14 protein-coding genes and 2 pseudogenes are annotated in these 18,044 nt (G+C 39.2%); 2 read left to right on the top strand and 14 right to left on the bottom strand.

Annotated features, from left to right (window positions below; translation table 11 throughout):
- The 14 genes and pseudogenes from ACXYSK_RS07030 to leuS form a co-directional block, all read right to left on the bottom strand.
- Positions 1-556 (bottom strand): Spy0128 family protein (locus tag ACXYSK_RS07030; protein ID WP_458625627.1); only part of this gene is annotated, 556 nt, incomplete at its 3' end.
- A pseudogene (locus ACXYSK_RS07025) lies at positions 554-1,195 on the bottom strand (Cna B-type domain-containing protein); the annotation flags it as partial. The pseudogene ACXYSK_RS07025 and the gene ACXYSK_RS07030, both read right to left, overlap by 3 nt.
- Before the next feature lie 2,761 nt (positions 1,196-3,956).
- A pseudogene (locus ACXYSK_RS07020) lies at positions 3,957-4,580 on the bottom strand (transposase family protein); the annotation flags it as partial.
- 138 nt (positions 4,581-4,718) lie between these two features.
- A complete protein-coding gene (gene pepC / locus ACXYSK_RS07015; RefSeq protein WP_458625528.1) occupies positions 4,719-6,053 on the bottom strand; it encodes an aminopeptidase C in 1,335 nt (444 codons plus the stop codon).
- Positions 6,054-6,152: 99 nt separating this feature from the next.
- Entirely contained in the window at positions 6,153-6,875 is a 723-nt protein-coding gene (locus tag ACXYSK_RS07010; protein WP_458625527.1) for a pseudouridine synthase, read from the bottom strand.
- Between the two features lie 164 nt (positions 6,876-7,039).
- Entirely contained in the window at positions 7,040-7,612 is a 573-nt protein-coding gene (locus ACXYSK_RS07005) for a nucleotidyltransferase family protein (RefSeq protein ID WP_458625526.1), read from the bottom strand.
- Entirely contained in the window at positions 7,593-8,591 is a 999-nt protein-coding gene (ruvB, locus tag ACXYSK_RS07000) for a Holliday junction branch migration DNA helicase RuvB (RefSeq protein ID WP_006154886.1), read from the bottom strand. The genes ACXYSK_RS07005 and ruvB overlap by 20 nt, the downstream gene beginning before the upstream one ends.
- 180 nt (positions 8,592-8,771) lie before the next feature.
- Entirely contained in the window at positions 8,772-9,194 is a 423-nt protein-coding gene (locus ACXYSK_RS06995) for a GNAT family N-acetyltransferase (RefSeq protein WP_006155126.1), read from the bottom strand.
- An 11-nt stretch (positions 9,195-9,205) separates the two neighbouring features.
- On the bottom strand, positions 9,206-9,898 hold the full coding sequence (locus ACXYSK_RS06990; RefSeq protein WP_458625525.1) for a GNAT family N-acetyltransferase: 693 nt from the start codon (positions 9,896-9,898) through the stop codon (positions 9,206-9,208).
- An 86-nt stretch (positions 9,899-9,984) separates the two neighbouring features.
- On the bottom strand, positions 9,985-10,413 hold the full coding sequence (locus ACXYSK_RS06985) for a DUF3021 domain-containing protein (protein WP_458625524.1): 429 nt from the start codon (positions 10,411-10,413) through the stop codon (positions 9,985-9,987).
- Between the two features lie 9 nt (positions 10,414-10,422).
- Positions 10,423-10,878, bottom strand: a complete 456-nt coding sequence (locus ACXYSK_RS06980; protein ID WP_458625523.1) for a LytTR family DNA-binding domain-containing protein — start codon at positions 10,876-10,878, stop codon at positions 10,423-10,425.
- A gap of 18 nt (positions 10,879-10,896) precedes the next feature.
- The gene (locus ACXYSK_RS06975; RefSeq protein ID WP_458625522.1) at positions 10,897-11,739 is read right to left on the bottom strand and encodes an ABC transporter permease; all 843 of its coding nucleotides are present in this window, start codon (positions 11,737-11,739) and stop codon (positions 10,897-10,899) included.
- Positions 11,739-12,605, bottom strand: a complete 867-nt coding sequence (locus tag ACXYSK_RS06970) for an ABC transporter ATP-binding protein (RefSeq protein WP_414287934.1) — start codon at positions 12,603-12,605, stop codon at positions 11,739-11,741. The genes ACXYSK_RS06975 and ACXYSK_RS06970 overlap by 1 nt, the downstream gene beginning before the upstream one ends.
- Positions 12,606-12,769: 164 nt before the next feature.
- Positions 12,770-15,271, bottom strand: a complete 2,502-nt coding sequence (leuS, locus tag ACXYSK_RS06965; protein WP_458625521.1) for a leucine--tRNA ligase — start codon at positions 15,269-15,271, stop codon at positions 12,770-12,772.
- Positions 15,272-15,421: 150 nt separating this feature from the next.
- Here leuS and ACXYSK_RS06960 point away from each other — a divergent pair, with 150 nt between their 5' ends.
- Together ACXYSK_RS06960 and ACXYSK_RS06955 are read left to right on the top strand one after the other, a co-directional pair.
- Positions 15,422-17,071: a sensor histidine kinase gene (locus tag ACXYSK_RS06960; RefSeq protein WP_458625520.1), complete on the top strand. Its 1,650-nt coding sequence runs from the start codon at positions 15,422-15,424 to the stop codon at positions 17,069-17,071.
- Positions 17,064-17,834, top strand: a complete 771-nt coding sequence (locus tag ACXYSK_RS06955) for a response regulator transcription factor (protein WP_458625519.1) — start codon at positions 17,064-17,066, stop codon at positions 17,832-17,834. The genes ACXYSK_RS06960 and ACXYSK_RS06955 overlap by 8 nt, the downstream gene beginning before the upstream one ends.
- The last annotated feature ends 210 nt before the right edge of the window (positions 17,835-18,044 follow it).

Here is an 18,044-nt window from a genome sequence, read left to right as displayed (position 1 = left end):
TCGTTGTTGGCTCTTCAGTTGTTGTTGTTGAAGTAGTCGTTGTTGGCTCTTCAGTTGTTGTTGTTGAAGTAGTCGTTGTTGGCTCTTCAGTTGTTGTTGTTGAAGTAGTCGTTGTTGGCTCTTCAGTTGTTGTTGTTGTTGTCGTAGTAGTAGGTTCTGTATATACATTCGTAAATGTATTATCTTTACCGTACTGAATATCTGCTACTAACGCTTTACCTTCTTGAGTCACTACTACAGTAACTTCTTTTTCGCTATTATCATACGTAATTCTTGAGTCAGTCCCTGAGACTTCTTTTACCTTAAAGATATAAGTGCCTGGCTTTTCAAATAGTAGATTTGTAAATTGGATAGTTCCATCGGCTCCATTAGTTGCAGTTTGGACAACATTCCCTTTTTCATCAAGCAAATTGAAGGTGAACTCGCCCTCTTGAAGTGTACGTCCTTGCAGTTCCTTTTTGAAACTCAAGTCTTTTTTAATTGAATCTAAAATAGTATTCGTAATAACTGTCTTAGTACCCTCATTAGAAATACTATGATCGTATCCTTCTGGCACTTCAACTTCATCTACAGAATACTCATATTTCACTCCATTGAGAGAATCTGGTAATTCATTAAAAGTATACGTCCATTGATTATCTTCATTCAATTCAATTGGCATACCATAGTTTTTACCATTTTGTTTCAACTGAACTTTAATACCTTTACGTAATGATAATTTATTGTCATTATCCTTCCAAACTTTTGTTACTGTATGTGAAACAGTATTCCGAGTATTCGTGATGGTCACTCCGTCATTTCCTAGAGCATCTCCAGAAATGGTTGTCGTATAATCTTGCCCGTATTGTTCTTCGAGAACTTCACGAACAGCATAATCATTCACAGAAGGATCTAATAGCTTACCATCTGTCGTAAGTTTAAAGATTCCCTTCCAATCATTCGTTTCATTTAATTCTAATGTACTAAGAACTTTTGAAGGATCAGAAGTTTTAAATAATTCTACTTTAATCTTAGAAACTGAAGCATCTCTATCCCCAACCCATTTCTTTTCGACTGGGATATATTGAGGCAATTGATTCGAGACAACATTTGTCTCTCCTAAAGCTTTTGGATTACTTGCATCACGATTCGTATAGAAAGAATTATTAGCAACCAATGTATCAATAGATCCATCTGTGTAAGAAGGATTCTTCATGTTTAAAACAAAACCAACAATTTCCCCAGCAGCAATGGTTTCTCCTTCATTCAGTACGACTTTAATTGCTGTGACTTTTGTAAAATCAGTTACAGCATCTGCCTTTATCCAACCATCTGCTTGAGTCGCAGTATACGGATCTGAAGATAAGTCTTTGGCAGTATTGTAATAAACAGTGAATTTAGGGTCCACCTCAAGAGCTTTCGTTAAGAACGGAGTAAAGTTAGACCCTTTTTCATCCCCGGCATACGGAAGTCGATCATACAAAGTGAATGTTTTGATTGGTGTAATACTGTAGTTCTTCGTTTTTAACAGATATTTAAATTCTTGATCATAATCCGTTAAGACTTTATCTTTAGTCCATGTACCGTCTGATGTTGAGATGAATTTTTCAGAGCGAATCTCTGTTGGTGTATCTACTATAGTTTTTGACTTTGCACCGATTATTTTATCAGAAACTGTTCCATCAACATTTGTAACCTTGAAAATATTATCTACCAGAGATGGAGACTTCACTTTTCCAGGTAATGGTGAAAAGTCTTTAGCTGTGAAGTACGCATGATTATCTGTATTTTTCTTATAATCATCTGGGTTTTGAATCGATGTTGGCAAGGCATTCGACGTAATCTTTGCAAATATAACTGGAGAAAAGTCAACACCAATTGTTTTATCATTGTAGAAATCTAAATCTTTCAATTCAAAAACAAGGGCTTGCCTTCCGCTACCATTGTAATCTTCAATCACATACGGTTCTTTCTTGAGCATATTCTTTTGTTCTTGTTTATGAATATAATATTTTTCGTAAGTGATTCCCTCAGGTAAAACATCAATAATCTTACCACCATTAATTCGTCTACTTTTCGACAATCCATCAAATTTTATCGTTACATTGTATTGAACAACCTCACCTAAAGCACCTTGAGGATTTGAGAGTGTTGATTTATTTAATTGAATTGTTTCTTCTTTATACCTTAACTCTTCAGAAGAATCAGATGGTTTGGTTACAAATTTTCCGTTTTGGCCAAATCCATCGACAAGACCCTCTGCATGGAAACCATTTTCATATCGAATTGGATTTTCTCTTTCTGTCTCATCGAATGGATTTAATAATTTTGTTTGAACATAAACTGTAGGTTTTTCATACGGCGGAATAGTACTTCCATCCTTCAATTTGATTTTGATACTTTGATATGTTCTATTCACTCTAGATGCGTTAGCTTTATCTAATGTTCCAGCATAAATCTGATTTGCTTGGTTCGTAATCGCATCATAAGCCTCTTGGTCAACGATAACTTGTTTGCTTGTCCCTTTTTCAACACTACCTAGAAGTACTTCAGTACCATCAGCCTTAACACCATAAACATCATAATCAAATGGTGCTCTATTATACGGTACGCCTACAGCATAATAATACATGCGAGAATCTAACGTATCATCAATCAGCGTCAATTCTGAAATAGCATTGGGAGCAGTATTCGTAAAACGTAAAAGCCAAGTTGCAACAGCAGAATCAGGAGCTCCTTCATCTACTTTTAATATTGACGCATCATTATTAGACTTTCCTGATGCTCCATCACTAATAAGTTGTCCTACTAATTTGAATTGAATTCCATCATTTAAAATCAGGTTTTCTTCAGTATCACTTTGGTTTACAAAACTTAATTCTGTTTTTACGTTATTAACAATGTTTGTTTTTACTTTTGCATCTGGGAAGCTTAATAATAACGTTAATTTTCGTAAAGCATTCTCTGCTTCGGTATTATACGGAGTTAACTCATCCCCCCCAGTCACTGTTGTAGACACTGTTCCATCCGCATTCAAAGTCCATCCTGGATTCTTTGCAGGATCAAAAACAGCAGTCCCAGTTGAACCATCTACTTTTGTATAGACAGGTAAAGTATCCGTTACAGTAATAGTCTTAACAGCACGTGTTTGTGCTCTTCCATTTCCCCAGTTTTGAGTTTGACCGCCACCGTTAGTATTTGTGGATAAACTAAATTTGAAGGGAATATCACTAGGTTCTGTGATCCCGCCATTCGTTGCAGAACCGCCGTAAAGTTCTCTATTATCAATTGTATAATCTTGCAAATCGTTTGGACCATCATATTTAAACAACGATTGTTTATCGACTTTAACAGTATACTTTAAATCATTTAACGTTGGAGATAAAGTTTCTCCCGTTGAACTCTTTAATGAGATTTCTGGAGTGAAGGAATATCCTTCCGGTGTCACCCGATCTTTAAACTTGAACGAAAATGGCAAACTTGCAGAAGTCGTTTGTGTAATATCAGAAAGATATACTTTTAGAACGCCCGGAGTCGAATTGTCTGTTTTCACAACTGGACTTCCTGTAGAAACGGAAAAACTTTCAATGTAATCTACAGGATACTTAATTTCGATATATCCTCCAGTCACAGGTTGTTCTAGTCTTGAACCATCCAAGGAAATTGTTCCTTGCCTTCTAGCTGTCGTATATTGTGGGGCTTCACCAGTTACATTAGCTGCGGTTACTTTTACTTTTCCATTCTGTGCAAGCCCAACAGTAGCTGTAGCTATATTTTGCGAATTCTCTTGTGCATAAACCATTGCAGGAACAAGCGAGTTTGCAAATAAGGTCAAAATAACAGAGCCGGTATATATTTTTTTAAGCAGCTTTTTCATATTTTCTCCTTCTTCAATTTAAAACCTTTCATAATTATAGATACTAGCATTATACAACAAATATAGATTAAAAACAACTAATTTATCTTTTTTTAAAAGAAAAATATTGTTTCAAACTGTAAGATTTTCTATCTCGTACAACATCGACCAACTTGTGTGTAGTACTATCACAAATAATGAAGCTCATATTGCTATCGGAAGATTTAACAGATTTAAATTCATCAAAACACAAATGCTCGGGTAAATCATGTAATGGTTTAATCGTTAATAATCGTGCTGTATCATCTATGATACGTCTAACGGTATGAATTGAAACATTTGTTTCTTTGGCAATATATGTTTCAGATACTGTTTCACTTATTTTTGCCTTAATTTCATTTTTTAATCGTTTCGAGATATGACAGTATTTTTCTACAATTTGACTAGTATCTGCAGTAAATGAAGAACCACATTCTCTACAGAGAAATCTCTGCTTTCGTAGATTTAAGTAGGCCGGAAGGCCTGAAACAGAACAGAGAGTGATACGAGAAGTTTTCGTCCCGTTTTTAACGATATTGTTATTTTGGCTAACGCACCCACAAACGGCACAAAATTCTGGTTTATGCGTATATGTAGCTGAATAAAATAAAGATTTTCTATTTTTTAATATCTTCTCTTGAACATTATTATCCCAAATAATGTTTTTATCTTTGATTTGTAGTGTAGCTTCTAGTATATTGTTCATATGGCCATCATCCTTTTGTTTTAGGTTTCAGCGCTTTTAATATAATGGATGTTGGCCTTTTTGTATACACTAAAATAGGGTTGGTGGAAAATTTCCATCAACCCTAAAAATTATAGAACCATTCTTTTTATATCTCATTTATTCTGCCAAGGCACCCATTGGATCCCATGGTGCAAGGACGATTGGTTCTGCTTCGTAAGCAGCTCGTTCTTCTGCTGTTAGTAATTCCTTACGAACAACAATTTGGTAAGTGTATTCGTCCATCCAAGCATCTGAAGCAACAAAGTAACCATCTGTACCAACCTTGTCTCCCCATGAGTTTTCAACTTTCCACTTGACTGATTTACCATTTTCATCCAAATCCACACCTGTCAAGACCATGGCGTGGGTCATCAAACTTTCGCTGTAGTCCAAACGTCCAGCCTTGTCTTGAGTGAGTTGAATGTCCATACTTGATTCAAAGTCATAAACATCTGTCGCAAGGATTCCTGCTTTACGGTTGCTGAGCTGACCGACATCTGAACCAAACCAAACAGTTTCTCCTGTCTGCATTTGAGCAATCGCCAATTCTTTCAAGCGTTCCATCGGTACGTTAATGTAGCGAACTGCACGGCTACCAACGACATTTCCCAACATCTCAACTGTGTATGATTTGCCATAAGGTTTATCAGCAGTTGGAGCATTGATCACAGAAACGTAGTCTTCTAGTGGAAGGTCGACATATTTCTTGTAAAACTCTTGTGGAGTGATCCCTTTTTCGCTTTGGTAGTTATTATCCTTATCACGATAAGCAAAGTCAAATTTACGCGGTGGGAGACCTAGTGACATTGCAAGGAAGTTAAAGATTTCTTGCAAGAGCTCTTCTTTCTTAGCTTGAACACTTGCTTGATCAGCACCTGAAGCTAATAGGTCACGCAATATTTGAGCATCTTGACGAAGCAATTTGTTAAGAATTGCATTGAGCTCACGACTATTGCTAGATGAAACAGACTCCGGATAAACAGACTTAGGCACGACACCGTATTTCTCAAAGAGAGAAACCACCATATCCCACTGACCACCATCTTGTTGTGGAGTTTGGAGCAGGAAGCTAACCTTGCGGCTCGTCAATTCTTGGTCAGCAGTTGCAATGACTTGCTCCAAGAACCAGTTAGATTTTTCATACTTGTCCCAGAAGAAGGTGTGGGCTTGTGACAATTCAAAGTTTTCAAGTTTGTATTGAGAGATGAGTTTGTGGCGGAAGGTGTTGAGAGCCGCAAACATCCAGCAACGACCAGAAGCTTTCTGGTTGGTTACTTTATCCTTAGTCAAATCAAGTGAGAAAACTGGTGTGTTGTCTACATGACTTTGACGACGCTCGAGGGCTGCAAAAATACCGTTATGACTGGCAGCATTTTCGATAGCTTGGTATTTTACATTTGCTTCATAGTTGGCAAATAATTTATCTGTAAATGATTCTTGAATCGCGTTCATAAAATCCTCCTTTTTATTCTACAGTCTATTATAACGCTTTTCACAAAGGAAGCAACCAAAAATCGAAAAAGGTAGGGACATTTTCCCTACCTTTCCAATTTATTGAACACTCTCAAACAAGCCTTCTAGTTCTTCCTTGCTTAGGCGACGCCATTCTCCACGTTGTAAATCCTCATCCAAGGTCAAAGTTCCCATGGTTAAACGTTGCAAATCCACAACTTCCTTACCACAGTAGGCCACCATCCGTTTGACCTGGTGGAATTTGCCTTCTGCAATAGTCACACGGACCAGACTTTGACTCTTTCCCGTATCCACCGACACAAGTTCCAGTTTGGCTGGCTGACAGGTAAAATCCTTGAGCGGAATTCCTTGCGCAAATGTCTCAACATCTGCATTTGTCATCATTCCCTTGACCAGCGCCAGATAAGTTTTATCCACATGACGTTTTGGTGAAAGAAGAGCATGAGCTAGCTGGCCATCATTGGTCAAGAGCAAGAGTCCATGCGTATCGATATCCAAACGTCCTACTGGGAAAACTTCCTTGGCACGTGCATAGTCATCCATCAAATCCAAGACTGTCTTGTGTTTTGGATCCTCAGTTGCTGAGATAACTCCTTGGGGCTTGTTCATCATATAGTAAACAAACTCCTCGTAGTCTAGCTTTTGCCCATCAAAGCGAATCTCATCTTTCTCTTCATCAATTTGCAACTTGGCAGATTTTTCTTTCTTGCCATTGACCGTCACGCGCCCTAACTTGAGAAAGTTTTTGACCTCAGTCCGACTCCCAACAGCGCAGGCTACTAAAAATTTATCTAATCTCATAAAACTATTATATCATGAAAGTTCTTGCCCTTAGAACAAAAAAAGCCGCCTGATTGGGCGACTTAATTTTTTATAGGGAGATTATTATGAAAAAGTTTTAGGAGTTTAAGTTAAGGTATTCTTAACTTATGAGACAAGTATACAGCTCCTAACTTAAAGTTTCCTTAAGTTAGTTTAAATGTGAGATTTTTCCATTTATCCTGCCAATTTTTCTTGGAGAATCGAGTTTGATAGAGCTTCATCCGGTCTTCATTCTCTAAGAAATGAGGAGTCGGACGAACCTGAAAGTTGAAAACATCCTCCAAACCATAAGGAGCAAAGAGCTCTAAACTTGCATCAGCATGCAAACGAAGACCTATCGCCGTACAGCGCTCAGGATATTTACTCATGGCATCACAGGAATTTCTATACGGAGGCGTATGGGGACTATGTTGATGCATATAGACTTGATTTTTCAGCTCCCATTGATACTGGGGAAAGTCCTCTCTCAACTTGTTTTCTATTGCCAGCGTTTCTTCATAACTGACATCTGGGTCAAAGAAAATCACATCCACATCCGTTTCACGGTCAAAAACTGGTTTATCTGATAAGATATTCCAGATAAAATTTCGGACCGAACCTGCCGCCAACCAGGAATCTTTCAACTCCAGGTCTCGGATGATGGTCAGAATGGCCATCATGTCAGGATTTTCTCTGAAAAAATCTAAGATTTCAGCTTTATTTTTCAATGTATTCATACCCCAAATGCTCATAGGCCTTAGCTGTCGCGACCCGTCCAGACCGTGTCCGCATGATAAAACCTTTCTGGATCAGGTAAGGTTCATACATATCCTCTACCGTCTCACGCTCTTCCGCAATATTGACCGAAAGAGTGCCTAGACCGACAGGACCACCACCGTACATCTCAATCATGGTGCGAAGAATTTTTTGGTCAATGTAGTCCAAGCCTTCATGGTCTACATCCAGCATGGTCAAGGCCTTATCCGTAATCACATCATCAATCAAGCCATCGCCCATAATCTGGGCAAAGTCACGCACACGCTTGAGAAGACGATTAGCAATACGAGGAGTTCCACGACTGCGTAAAGCTAACTCGGAAGCTGCCTCGTGGGTAATTTCCATCTCAAAGATATCTGCCGTCCGCTCGACAATCTCTGTCAAGTCAGCATGGTTATAGTACTCCATGTGACCTGTAATCCCAAAACGAGCTCGGAGAGGATTTGAAAGCATTCCTGCTCGAGTGGTCGCACCAATCAAGGTAAATGGTGGCAAGTCTAGATGGACACTACGGCTAGCTTCTCCCGCACCAATCATGATGTCAATGTAGAAGTCTTCCATAGCACTGTAAAGCACTTCTTCTACCGACATGGGTAAGCGATGAATCTCGTCAATAAAGAGCACATCTCCAGGCTCCAAGTCATTCAAAATCGCTACCAGATCACCTGCTTTTTCGATGACAGGACCAGAAGTTTGCTTGAGATTGACTCCCAGTTCATTAGCAATAACAAAAGCCATAGTTGTTTTCCCGAGTCCTGGAGGACCAAACAAAAGAACATGGTCCAGCGCCTCGTCACGCATTTTAGCTGCTTCGATAAAGATTTGAAGCTGATCCTTGACCTTGTCCTGACCGATATATTCACGTAAATATTGGGGACGGAGGGTACGTTCTACCAACTCCTCATCACCCATGATGTCATTATCTAAAATTCTACTCATGTTCCTATTATAGCAAAAATCTAGTAGACAAACAAAAAAGCCACCTGATTTGGTGGCTTCTTTAGGGAGATTATTATGAAAAAGAAAAGTTTAGGATTTTTATTAAATAAAGTTAGGAGGTCTTTACTTAATAACTATATGATACAAGAGAAGACTTAAAGTTAACTTAAGTGAAAAGATTTATTGTAATTTTTTTCTGTCCACCCAAATCATCCCTGTACAATCATAAGTAGATAAGGTTTCAAACCCTAAGGAACGGTAAAATCCCAAGGTTTTCTCTGTTTGGTCTGTTACCAGTTGGACTTGGTAGGCGTCTTTGTAATCCCCTAAAGCCTCTTTCATCAAGTCGCTGCCAATTCCTTGGCGCTGATAGCTAGGTAAAACAATCAAATCCTGGACAAAAACCGATGAAAAACCATCCCCAACCAGACGAACTAAACCAACGATTTTCTCACCATCACGAGCAACATAAATAGCCAATGAGTGAGCTAAAGATTGCTCCAACATCTGTGGTTGGTTGGTATAGTTTGTCCAGCCAACTGCCTGGTAGAGATGTAAGACGTCATCAATTGAAACAGATGTTTCTTTTGTAATGTTAATCATAGCAAACCTTTCTAACATTCTCTAAGAGATTTCAACTGATTGCCTTCTTCATCAAAATTTTCAGGGCACAACCACGCTTCAAAACGGGCTTTAACCTTTGGCCAGTCCTTATCAATCATAGACAACCAATCCGTATCTCTGGTGCGACCTTTATAGATAACAGCTTGGCGGAAGGTCCCCTCATAGATAAAACCCAAACGCTCTGCTGCTTTTCTAGATGGAAGATTAAGAGCATCGCACTTCCACTCATAGCGTCGATAATTGAGCTCTTCAAAAACATAACGGGCTAATAAAAACTGGGCTTCTGTCCCCATTCTTGTGTGCTTGAGAGCCGGAGAAAAGGTCACTGCTCCCACTTCAATGACGCGATTGGCTTGGTCAATGCGCATCAGAGAAAAAGTCCCTAAAGCTTTACCAGTTGCTTTATCGATAATCGCGTAGTAAAAGCGATCCTTTCGCTCAATCATTTGCTTTAAAGCAACTATTAATTCTTCGAAATTTTCTACTGGTGGTTGAAAGAGGTAGGTCCACATCTCACGAGGGCTATCCGGACCATAGACAGCTAATAAATCCTCCGCATGCTTTTCCACCGATAGAGCTTCTATAATCGTATATCGCCCTTCTATCCGTACAAGTGAAGGCAAAACTCCAGGCGTATCATCTACAGGTTCCCCAATCATCTGACCGTATTCATTTACTGGCATTGTTTTCTCCTTACTGTTTTCATTTCTGGAGTTACTATACCACAATTTAGTGAGAATTGGAACCAAGAATCAATCTACTGGAATGCTTAAGATTCTAAACTTGCGACATGCTTTCGTTTATCTTTTAGAGCTTGGTTAATCTTCTGAGTTTGTTTGTAGGTTTCCCAGATTTGATAGAGCCAGATAAGTCCATAAATCAACAAGAAGATAAGCCAATTGACAGGCCTGAGCAAAGCAACTCCCCAGCCAAAAAATAGGCAGGTCAAAACTAAAATGACAGCTGTCACTAGTAAATGCAAGACCACGCGTACGCTATAAGTTAGAAATTCTAGTTCTTCAATCATAACTGACAAAATTCCCATGATCCCACTCATCAAAAAAATAGCTAAAATATTCCTACTATTAAGTGTTGGATAGATAATGCTAGGGAAAATATGAGCTAGCAAAACCAATCCCAAATAAAAGAAGGAGCCTGTCCGCATACCTGTTACAAAATAAGCTATCAAGCGTTTCATCATTTCCTCCTATAAACCTAAATAATCCATTAAGGATTTGACATATTTTCGACTCACACTAGATTTTATGCCCCGTGTCAACTTAGCCATCATATTGCCTGAAAAACTATCCGATAATGATTCTAAATGGTCAATATTGATAATGGCATGACGAGATATCTGAAGGAAATTCCGGCGATTAATCCGATTTTGAAAGTTTATTAAGGTTTCCTTAGTCCTATAAAACCCATCAACGGTATAAATGGTTAATACATTTTTATCAATATCCGCCATGATAATCTCTTCAATCTTCACCATGACCAATTTATCATCTGTTCGGATGGGAATCACAACCTGATTGACAGTTGAAAATTGTTCTAAATAATCCATCACTTCTCGAGCTTGGTCAGTCAACTGAGCTGCCTGAATGAGAATGTGAGGGTCTTTTTCTGAAAATTCTGGGGTCATCTCAAAATGAATCTTCATCTTTACTCCCATATATCTTTATTTTCTCTTGCTAGACACTTTAACCAATAAAAGCCAAAGAAGGATAGCTACGAGACTGATACTTACCACTATAAGATAAGTCTGCTCCTTTGTCAACAGCTCCTGCCATTTTAACTCGATCCCCATTTTTTCTTGAAATTCTGCTAATAAATCGCTATTCCCGGCAAAGGTATCTGCTAGTTGTTCTTTCATAAAGACTTGTCGATAGAGAGAGGCAATATAGGTTGCAGGTGTACACTTCATAAGAAGTTGAGCAAAGTTAGGCAACACTCCTAGAGGGACATAAGTCCCCACTAGAAATCCAGAAGCTGTTCCCACTATGGTGGCTAGCTTTCCAAGACTATCCACAGATTGAAATCGGTGAATCAAAATAGCATTGACCAAGCTAGAAAGCACACTACTGAGCAACATGATCAAAGCCACTTCTGCTAGATGACTCCAAACTGGGACCTCCTGAAAATACAGGCTCATCACTACAAACATAAACAACTGCATCACAAAAGAAATGACAATACTGCTGATTAGATAGGAGACCTGTAAGCCCCAGCTACCTAAATCTGTCAAAAATAGATCTTGATCTACTTGATGTTCACGGTCCTGCACCATTTGTGTAAGAGCCGTAAAACTGGTTGTAATCCCAGTCACAGCCAAGGTTCCACCCATCAGCCAATTATTTAAAAGGCTCGTTTTATCAGGGAGTTGGGACCAAGAATCCGTCAAGTTTTTCTGCAGAAAAATGATATAAAGGAGGAAGGAAATCAATGCCCCCAATAATGAGAAAAACACTCCTGAACGATTACGAAAATATAAGGTAAAGTTCCGTTTCAATAAAGCTAACATTAGCGAACCTCTCTTCCTGTTAGAGCGATAAAGGCATCATCCATAGTACCTGGGCGAAACTCAAAAGAATCAATTTCTTCTCGAACTTTTGCCAAATATTCAATGGCTTCCTGTGATGTCCTTGGATAAAAAAGATATTCCAACTCATTTTCTGCTTCTACTGTCATTTCAGTCTGTAGCCATTTTTCTAAGTCCCTCATTTCTTTAAAACGAATTTTTAGGATATTAGATGCATACTGACTCTTGATAGCTGTCGCAGAACCTTGCGCAATCACTTTTCCATGATCAACGATATAGATCTGATCCGCTTCATCAGCTTCATCCAGATAATGCGTCGTTAAAACAATGGTCATCCCTTCATCCTTTTGTAGTCGATACAGGAGATCCCAGATAGATTTGCGGGTCTGAATATCGAGTCCCGTTGTTGGCTCATCCAAGAAAAGGATATCTGGTTGCGAAAGAAGAGCACGCGCAATATCAACTCGACGCTTTTGCCCACCTGACAAAGTTCCATAGAGTTGTTTCTGGAAAGCAGTCAAACCCAGTTGATGGATCAAGTCCTCAACACGATTTGCTTCAATCCCCTTATACTGTTGGGCACGAATCGTGAGATTTTCCCTAACTGTCAACATCTCGTCCAGTACACTAGCTTGAAAAACAACTCCGATTTTCGTATTTGGTGCATATAGAACCTGACCTTGTGTTGCTTCTTTCAAACCGATTAACATGGAAATAGTTGTTGATTTTCCTGCACCGTTGGGGCCCAAAATAGCATTGAAACTTCCTTTTTCAAACTGTAACTGAATATCGTCAACAGCCGTGTAATTGCCGTACCGTTTGGTTAAATGTTTAGCTTGTAAAATCATATTTCTCCCTCCTTCTGACACATTTAGTCTAACAAAAAAGTCGTCGGAAAAACGGCTTTCGAAGACAAGTGGTTAAAATGCCAGGTTAAGTGGTGCGATAGTGGGAATAGAATTATATTTTTCGATAAAAAATCCTCCAGATTCTACTCTGAAGGATTCATTTTTTATTTCACAACAATATTAACGAGTTTATTAGGAACACTAATCACTTTCACGATTTCCTTGCCATCAATCTCTGCTTTGACTTTTTCATCAGAGAGAGCGACTTCTTGCAGCTCTTCGCGTGAAAGGTCTTTAGCAACCATGAGTTTAGCACGGACTTTACCTTTGATTTGAACGACGATTTCGATTTCGTCTTCAACCAATTTACTTTCGTCCCATGTTGGCCAAGCTACATAAGAGATAGACTCGCCTGTTTCTGCGACAGTTTGCCAGAGTTCTTCTGCCAAGTGAGGCGCAAATGGGGCAATCAATTGGATAAAGCCTTTAGCGTAATCCACATAGAGTCTATCTTCCTTGTTAGCCGCATTGACAAAGACCATGAGTTGAGCAATGGCTGTGTTGAATTTCATAGACTCGATTTGCTCTGTGACAGATTTAACGGTTTCATTGTAAACCTTGTCTAGAGCGCCATTGTTTTCCGCAACGATTTCTTTACTTGTAATCAAACGGTACACACGGTCAAGGAACTTACGGCTTCCTTCCAGACCTTCTTCAGACCAAGCGATGGAAGCATCGAGTGGTCCCATGAACATTTCATAGACACGAAGGGTATCGGCACCGTATTGTTCCACTACGTCGTCTGGATTGACAACGTTCTTGAGGGATTTAGACATTTTGGCTGGTGCTTGCTCCAATTCTTCCCCTGTTTCCACATGGAAGAAGGAACCATCACGTTTTTCAACCTTATCAGTCGCTACAAGAGCCCCACGGTGGTCACGGTAGCTTGTTCCCAAAATCATTCCTTGGTTAAATAGTTTTTGGAATGGCTCTTTAGTTGGAACAACACCGATATCATAGAGGAATTTATGCCAGAAACGAGCGTAAAGCAAGTGAAGCACGGCGTGTTCTGCCCCACCTACGTAGATATCTACTGGCAACCATTGTTTGAGGAGGTCCTCATCAGCCAATTTCTCTGTGTTATGTGGGTCGATATAGCGAAGGTAGTACCAGCTTGAACCCGCCCATTGTGGCATAGTATTGGTTTCACGACGACCTTTCACTCCATCCTCACGAGTCACTTCGAGCCAGTCTGTCAAATTAGCCAATGGGCTTTCACCAGTACCTGAAGGGCGGATGTCCTTGGTTACTGGCAAGACAAGTGGCAATTCACTTTCTGGAACGGCTGTTGAAGTCCCATCTTCCCAATGAATGATTGGGATTGGTTCACCCCAGTAACGTTGACGGCTAAAGAGCCAGTCACGAAGACGGTAGGTAACCTTTTCTTGACCAAAGCCTTTTTCTTCTAGCCAAGACACGATTTTAGCAATCGCTTCTTCTTTGTTGAGACCGTTCAAGAAATCAGAGTTGACGTGAAGGCCATCTTCTGTGTAAGCAGCCTCTTCAACGTTGCCACCTTCCAAGACTTCTACGATTGGAAGACCAAACTGTTTAGCAAATTCCCAGTCACGCTCATCGTGGGCAGGTACGGCCATAACAGCACCTGTTCCGTAGCTAGAAAGAACATAGTCCGCAATCCAGATTGGGATTTCTTTACCATTGACAGGGTTGATCGCATAAGCTCCAGTCCAAACCCCTGTTTTTTCCTTGGCAAGGTCTGTACGAGCCAAGTCTGATTTAAGGCTAGCTTGGTGTTTGTAGTCCGCTACAGCCTCAGCTTGTTCTGGGCTTGTGATGGCATCTACTAGTTCATGTTCAGGCGCCAAAACAGTGAAGGTCGCACCAAAGAGGGTATCCGGACGAGTTGTAAAGACGGTGAATTCCTTGTCTGTTCCTTTTACCTTGAAAGTTACGTTAGCACCTGTTGATTTCCCAATCCAGTTGCGTTGCATGTCCTTGATAGATTCTGGCCAATCCAACTCATCCAAGTCATTGAGCAAGCGTTCTGCATAGGCCGTGATTTTAAGCATCCATTGGCGCATTGGTTTACGAACAACTGGATAGCCACCACGCTCAGATGTTCCATCTGGAAGAACTTCCTCGTTGGCGATAGCTGTTCCCAATTCTTCAACCCAGTTTACTGGCACTTCAGCTTCATAAGCCAAACCTTTTTCGTAAAGCTTGGTGAAAATCCATTGCGTCCACTTGTAGTAGTTCGGATCTGTCGTATTGACTTCACGATCCCAGTCGTAAGAGAAGCCAAGCGCATTGATTTGGCGTTTGAAGTTGGCAATGTTTTCCGCTGTGAATTCTGCTGGGTCATTACCAGTATCCATAGCGTATTGCTCTGCAGGTAAACCAAAGGCATCCCATCCCATTGGGTGAAGGACGTTGTAGCCTTGCGCACGTTTGAAACGGCTAAGGATATCTGTTGCTGTGTACCCTTCTGGGTGTCCTACGTGAAGACCCGCTCCAGATGGGTAAGGGAACATGTCGAGTGCATAAAACTTCGGTTTTGAAGCATCTGTTCCTGTCTTAAAAGTATGATGGTCAGCCCAGTATTTTTGCCACTTAGGCTCGATTTCTTTATGATTGTAAAAACTCATGCTGTCTCTCCAATTTTCGTGATGCTCCTATTATACCATTTTTAGAGGGAATTAGCCTCTTTATTCTTAACTCTTTTCTTTTTTGACCTTGCCTTCCATTTTTAATACTGCTATACTTACTTTAACAGACTCTTCCCAAAGAGGTGAATTATGCCCCATTCTTTCAAAAATTCTCTCCAAAAAGAGATTATTCACCGTAGTTCTTTAGCTGCCCTAGCGACTTCTCTCTTACTCCTTATCCTTCTATTTGGATTTTCCTATTTCCTTCAAAAGCAGCAACTAGCTAAGGATACTCAACAAATTTCTCAACATGTTCAAGACATGAAACAAGCAAATTATGAATTATTGGAAACCATGAATAAAAAAATGGTTCCAGAATTTATAGAAGGTAAACACACTGATAGAGAATTATTTAGTCTATTTTATGAAACAAAAGCTCAACTAAAACTCAGTTCTGATTTTGTCATTCTCGATGAGACTGGCGAACTTTTATTTAGCACCAATCGCAATCATAAAGAAACTCTTTTAGCTCCCTATTATTTAAAATTATTAATTCAAAACACTACCCAAGGATCCATTTCAGAGAAAGTTGCTCTATCGATGGACAAGCAACATTATGCTGTCTTTATTATGCCCATAGTTCACAACCAGCGAGTACAAGCTTACAGTATTTCCTTTGTGAATGAGAACGACTTTGTGTCAAGCATCCCCTTGATTAATTCAAAATACGTCATCACAGACACTTTCGGTAATATATACTCGAGCAATACCAATCAATTCACACAATCAACTCTGGAAAAATTTGATGAGAAATCGCTCCGTTCAAAAACACATTGGTTCGTTGAAAATCCAATTTTGATTGAAAAACGTAAAGTTGATTCAATTTTTTCAATTTACACTTTCCAATCATTCTTTCCTATTCCTAGCTTACTTAGCCTTGCTTCCATACTAACACTTTGTATCTTTCTATTATATTTTTGGCAGGCTAGAAGAATTGCCCATAAAATCGCAACCCATAATGCTGGTCCTATTGAAAGTTTAGTCTTTCAATTACATGAAATTCCTAAGAAAAAAGAAAAGAAACTTACTCTCCATACTGAGGATGAATTTGAACTGATAGCTGAGAAAATTAACGATATGCTGCAGGAGTTGGACGAGCTTCATCAAAAGATGTTAACTATCGAGAAGGAAAAATGGGTTTTTGAAAGAAAGATGCTAGAAGCTCAGTTCAATCCTCATTTTCTCTACAATACACTTGAGACGATTAAGATCACTTCTTTAATGGATGCAGCTCTCACACAAGACCTGATTCAAAATCTCACGCGTATCTTGCGATACAGTGTGACTGAATTAGAGAAAGAGACAACTCTTGGACAGGACTTAGAAATTATCGAAGCTTATCTAAAGATTCATCAAATTCGTTTTGAACAATTTTCTTATCAAATTGACTGTTCTCAAAGTCTATATTCCCAAACCGTTCCGAAACTTTTCCTATTACCGCTTGTAGAAAATGCTCTAAAATATGGAAGACAGTATCGTATCGACCTTGCTATCTCTATCCATATCACTCAAGATCAGGAAGCACTGACCTTTATCGTTAAGGATAATGCTGGCGGTCTAACCAAACAAGAACGCCTCCATATTTTAGAATCTCTAAACAGTCCACATACACAGCACGGTATTGTCAATAGTTACAAACGATTGAACAACTTTTTTGAAACTGTCGAATTGGATTTAGGGGTGAACCCGCAAGGTGAAACTTGGGTAAAATTTGTTACGAAAGGAAGAACACATGTTTAAGCTAATCATTGTCGAAGACGAGCACCTAATCCGAAAATGGCTTGAAATTGCCGTTGACTACTCTGCTTTAGGCATTCAAGTCGTAGGAACTGCTAGTCATGGACAAGAAGGGATGGAACTGATTCAAAAACTAAAACCACATATTGTGCTGACAGATATCACCATGCCCATTATGGATGCTTTTATGATGTTTGAAGCTACAAAGTCTCTCTCTTATGAAAAAGTAATCCTATCTGGTCATGACGATTTTCAAAATGCTAAAAAAGCTATGCAATATGGAGCAGTTGATTTCTTATCCAAACCAATTGATACCAAGGAGTTGACAGAATGTCTTCAAAAAATTGTTTTGCGATTACGAGTTAGCACTCGTCAAGAAACTCCTTTTTTAGAAGAATATCAAACTTTACTCACCTCTATCCAACAAATTGATACACAAAACCAAATCATTCAGCAAATTCTTGAATTTGTGCACCAACACTACTGCATGCACTTTACCATTTCTACCATTGCAGAGAATCTAGGATATAGTGAAAGTTATCTATATAAGGTTATCAAAGAAGACTTCCCAATGACGCTAAATGAATATATCTTACGCTACCGCCTCAAGCAAGCTATAGATAAAATGGCTGAGTCCCCTAATTCTCCCTTAAGCGATATCTCTGAACAAGTTGGATTTTCAGACTATAAATATTTTGCCAAAGTTTTTAAAAAATATCTCCATATTTCTCCAAAAGAATTAAAACTCATGGATAAAAACCATTGATGTAAAAGGATTGCTCAAATCAGGCAATCTTTTTATTTTGTACTTATACTAGAACAAACTAGGAAACTCGCTACAAGCTGCTCAAATCATAGCTTTGAGATCACAGATAAAATGACGTGCTTTGAAGAGGATTACCATCGAAATCCTAGTTACAGTGTCCCCATCCTTGATCGAGATACCCATTTCCTATTTCCCGTTTTAGATTTCTTT

This window comes from Streptococcus sp. V919 (genome assembly GCF_054353475.1).
The sequence above is the reverse complement of the archived record's forward strand: the minus strand, read 5'-3'. Positions and strand labels throughout refer to the sequence as shown.

What these genes read in the sequence shown, in the direction of transcription:
- ACXYSK_RS06955 (WP_458625519.1), top strand. Translation starts at nt 17,064, where the DNA reads ATGTTTAAGCTAATCATTGTCGAAGACGAGCACCTAATCCGAAAATGG.
- leuS (WP_458625521.1), bottom strand. Translation starts at nt 15,271, where the DNA reads ATGAGTTTTTACAATCATAAAGAAATCGAGCCTAAGTGGCAAAAATAC.
- ACXYSK_RS06970 (WP_414287934.1), bottom strand. Translation starts at nt 12,605, where the DNA reads ATGATTTTACAAGCTAAACATTTAACCAAACGGTACGGCAATTACACG.
- ACXYSK_RS07010 (WP_458625527.1), bottom strand. Translation starts at nt 6,875, where the DNA reads ATGAGATTAGATAAATTTTTAGTAGCCTGCGCTGTTGGGAGTCGGACT.
- pepC (WP_458625528.1), bottom strand. Translation starts at nt 6,053, where the DNA reads ATGAACGCGATTCAAGAATCATTTACAGATAAATTATTTGCCAACTAT.
- ACXYSK_RS07005 (WP_458625526.1), bottom strand. Translation starts at nt 7,612, where the DNA reads ATGAATACATTGAAAAATAAAGCTGAAATCTTAGATTTTTTCAGAGAA.
- ruvB (WP_006154886.1), bottom strand. Translation starts at nt 8,591, where the DNA reads ATGAGTAGAATTTTAGATAATGACATCATGGGTGATGAGGAGTTGGTA.
- ACXYSK_RS06960 (WP_458625520.1), top strand. Translation starts at nt 15,422, where the DNA reads ATGCCCCATTCTTTCAAAAATTCTCTCCAAAAAGAGATTATTCACCGT.
- ACXYSK_RS06995 (WP_006155126.1), bottom strand. Translation starts at nt 9,194, where the DNA reads ATGATTAACATTACAAAAGAAACATCTGTTTCAATTGATGACGTCTTA.
- ACXYSK_RS06975 (WP_458625522.1), bottom strand. Translation starts at nt 11,739, where the DNA reads ATGTTAGCTTTATTGAAACGGAACTTTACCTTATATTTTCGTAATCGT.
- ACXYSK_RS06985 (WP_458625524.1), bottom strand. Translation starts at nt 10,413, where the DNA reads ATGAAACGCTTGATAGCTTATTTTGTAACAGGTATGCGGACAGGCTCC.
- ACXYSK_RS06990 (WP_458625525.1), bottom strand. Translation starts at nt 9,898, where the DNA reads ATGCCAGTAAATGAATACGGTCAGATGATTGGGGAACCTGTAGATGAT.
- ACXYSK_RS06980 (WP_458625523.1), bottom strand. Translation starts at nt 10,878, where the DNA reads ATGAAGATTCATTTTGAGATGACCCCAGAATTTTCAGAAAAAGACCCT.